The sequence below is a fragment of the Gilliamella sp. Imp1-1 genome (genome assembly GCF_001690415.1).
GTDB lineage: Bacteria > Pseudomonadota > Gammaproteobacteria > Enterobacterales > Orbaceae > Gilliamella > Gilliamella bombi.
Map to the genome: position 1 here is coordinate 1 of NZ_LZHK01000035.1, position 2,989 is coordinate 2,989.

Sequence of the window (2,989 nt, forward strand, 5' to 3'; positions counted from 1 at the left end):
AAAATCCGCTAGTTGTGATAAATGTTTGAAAATATCAACTAATATTCCTTTTTTAGACCACAAATTAAATCGCCTATAGACAGTGCTCCATTCACCAAACTCTTCTGGCAAATCTCGCCAAGGAATACCGGTTCTCATTCGGAAAAGGATCCCTTCAAACGTCATCCGATGCTCGGATTTATTATAAACTCGGCCGGTATTTTTCATTATTTGTAGTAGCTTTTCCCACCGTTTATCTGTTAGCATTGTTCTTGGCATGATGAATCGAGTTATGGTTGTTTTTGGCTGAATTATTATAACTCACATCATGCCGTCTAAAAAATAATCATGAAAGATCAACACGCCCTAATAAAAGCCATAAAAAGTGACAAACATTGAGCAGTTAAACAATAATTTTTAATTTTTAGTTGACGGCAAAATTAAGATGGGTAAAATGCACAGCATTCGAAACGCAATTACCTTTTGGTAATAAGTTTTGAGCCCGGGTGGTGAAATCGGTAGACACAAGGGATTTAAAATCCCTCGGCCTTTTTGGCCGTGCGAGTTCAAGTCTCGCCCCGGGCACCACTAACAAACAACTCTCATGCGGGAATAGCTCAGTTGGTAGAGCACGACCTTGCCAAGGTCGGGGTCGCGAGTTCGAACCTCGTTTCCCGCTCCAATAAAACATCTATTTAGTATAAAAGTAAATTTATATCCCATAGTGTGTTAACTAACGAAAGTTATTAGTTGTGTGCAAGGCACAAAAAACACAGCAAAAACATTGTAATAAAAACAGAAATTAGCTAATAATTACTTAATTTAAGTAAAATAAAAACTTCAATAAAATCAATAGTCTACCTGAGCTATTTTAGAGAAAACACACAACACGGCAAGGTTAATTTACCTATCTTTTAACTGTGTCGGAGTGCTTTGCTGATAGACTGAGGGCAGCACGCCAAATAGGACTGTTTGGTGAGTTTGTGCTTTGTTAGGGATGCCAATTTATCAGGAACAACTTGGCACTTTTTAGCAAAGCAAATAGGCTTAAAAAAGGCGAATATCATAACGATTCGAGTAAATCATACCGATGGTTAAGAGCGAGAGCGTTGGGTACCGTAGTTTATATTTTTTAGCCATGTGATTTGTAAGATGTTACGCTCAAAATTCTTAAATTAAACGTTATCACCAATATCAGTTATTCCGACAAAATTTAAAAGCTATAAAGCTAACTCCATATTTTAATAATAAAATTAACCTATCTATAAAGTTGAATTGTTTTATCTTTACATTTCTTTACAAAAAATCTGCTAAAAAACTAGCCAACTATTTTTTTATGGTTATACTTTTATCGCTATAGGAAAATAAGCTTATTAAATAAGCGAATGGTTATAAAATTTAAATAAAAAGTATTATTTAGCACAAGGAATGTGATATGCAGCATCATTTTGGCACAGGGCAAACCTATGTCTTAAATTTATCAAATAATCCTATTCGACGAGTTTTTACACAAAACTTATTTATATCTTCGAAATTATCGCTCAAATCACCTAAAACAGCTTTGCTAGTATCAGCACTGTTATTGTCATTGTCATGGAATGTACAGGCGAATGGTAAAAAGGCTCAAGCAGGTAATCGTAGTGATGCAATACTGCTACCGTCGGCAGTTATCAATTATGCAAGGCCGAGTCTACTTGGTTATGGCGGGCACGCTCCAGCTGACATATGGAATCCTGATAAGGGCTTTTTAGTTCAATCAACCAATCCAAACTCATACAACCTCAATTTTCCGACCACTGGTATGGATGGTTTATATTTTGATTTACTCATAAGTGGAGTAGATATAAATGAATTGACATGGGAACCAGTCACGCATGAGGGAATTACTGCAACAGTGACAAATGTTGTAGCTAATGATAGGTGGATTCCTAAAGAAGATAAGGGACAAGTTGTCGCCCGTGTTAAGCTAACAGGTCCAGAGGCAAGAAATCAACCGCTTAATCCGAATCCTAACCCAATTACTAAGCCAAAGTTACCGCAGACGTTTGAGTTAGTGGGTAGACATATTGGTACTGGTGATGAGGTAGTAAAATATGGATTTGTGTTGAGACAGTGATTCGTCAATCGGGTTTGTCAATGGAAAACTTATAGTGACCGGTTAGCATGCTGTAATAGTTTGGGTTATCGAATGCCACGGGTAAGAGATTTAACCAATGCGGTCAGAAAAGAAGCTAATTTTTCTATTTCAGGCGCAGCACCTAGTTCATCAGGTAATTTTTACATGCGTCACATAGGCGCTGGCTTTTCCGCGGAGTGGGGCGACGTGTACTACTCCTATGGCTTCAGCATGGACTTCCCCTACTACTTGACGAGCGACTATTCAGGCTACCGCCACGATCTCACTGTTTTATTGACCGACGGCCAAATCGCCAGAGGCGGTGTCACCCACCTCTCCCGCCAGTTCCTTTGCACCGCACCTTAGCTTTTAGCGTTTAGTTCTTAATCTGTATGAAAACGCCGAGTTGTTTACACTTCATAATTAAAATAATCCTCTAAAGCCTCATAAGGCGTTTTGCCTGAAATCGCTTTATGGTGTTTAATGGTATTATAAAAATTAATAAAGCGTTTAAGTTTTTGTTTTCTATCTTTTGAATCGCTAAATATTTGCTGATTATGCCACATCTCAATTCAAAGTTCGTATCACTCTTTCGGCTTTTCTATTCGTTTGTGGATAGGCTAGGTTGGTAAGTTTTTGAACTGGATCGGCTACACTAAATCATACAACTTTTTTAAGGGGTAAGGTAAACTTATCACAACTAAAAAAGGAACAAATATGAATAAGATTAAACGCAAAAGACGAACATTCACAGATGATTTTAAACACCAAATGGTCAGTCTTTATCAACATGGTAAATCACGTAGTGAAATCGTTGCCGAATATGATTTGACACCATCAGCTTTGGACCGTTGGATAACGCAAGCAAGCCAAAGCGGCTCATTTAAAACAAAA

6 protein-coding genes and 2 tRNA genes are annotated in these 2,989 nt (G+C 37.6%); 6 read left to right on the forward strand and 2 right to left on the reverse strand.

Annotation, left to right across the window (positions count from 1 at the left end; translation table 11 throughout):
• Window positions 1–258, reverse strand: a 258-nt coding sequence (locus A9G38_RS03045) for a transposase (RefSeq protein ID WP_141671662.1), incomplete at its 3' end; no start/stop codon positions are given.
• A 221-nt stretch (window positions 259–479) separates the two neighbouring features.
• Here A9G38_RS03045 and A9G38_RS03050 point away from each other — a divergent pair.
• The 5 genes from A9G38_RS03050 to A9G38_RS11925 all read left to right on the forward strand — a co-directional run bounded on the left by A9G38_RS03050 (window position 480) and on the right by A9G38_RS11925 (window position 2,461).
• Window positions 480–567 (forward strand) — tRNA-Leu (locus A9G38_RS03050).
• 18 nt (window positions 568–585) lie between these two features.
• Window positions 586–661 (forward strand) — tRNA-Gly (locus A9G38_RS03055).
• 293 nt (window positions 662–954) lie between these two features.
• Entirely contained in the window at window positions 955–1,077 is a 123-nt protein-coding gene (locus A9G38_RS12540; protein WP_255307530.1) for a hypothetical protein, read from the forward strand.
• A gap of 337 nt (window positions 1,078–1,414) precedes the next feature.
• A complete protein-coding gene (locus tag A9G38_RS03060; RefSeq protein ID WP_034915785.1) occupies window positions 1,415–2,095 on the forward strand; it encodes a hypothetical protein in 681 nt (226 codons plus the stop codon).
• A 72-nt stretch (window positions 2,096–2,167) separates the two neighbouring features.
• Complete coding sequence (locus tag A9G38_RS11925) at window positions 2,168–2,461, forward strand: hypothetical protein (RefSeq protein ID WP_176713222.1); 294 nt, start codon at window positions 2,168–2,170, stop codon at window positions 2,459–2,461.
• Between the two features lie 44 nt (window positions 2,462–2,505).
• Here the strand turns inward: A9G38_RS11925 and A9G38_RS11930 are convergent, their stop codons facing one another.
• Window positions 2,506–2,661, reverse strand: coding sequence for an integrase core domain-containing protein (locus A9G38_RS11930; RefSeq protein ID WP_202961596.1), 156 nt, complete (start codon window positions 2,659–2,661; stop codon window positions 2,506–2,508).
• A gap of 151 nt (window positions 2,662–2,812) precedes the next feature.
• Here A9G38_RS11930 and A9G38_RS03065 point away from each other — a divergent pair.
• The coding region (locus A9G38_RS03065) for a transposase (RefSeq protein ID WP_141671710.1) at window positions 2,813–2,989 on the forward strand (177 nt) is incomplete at its 3' end.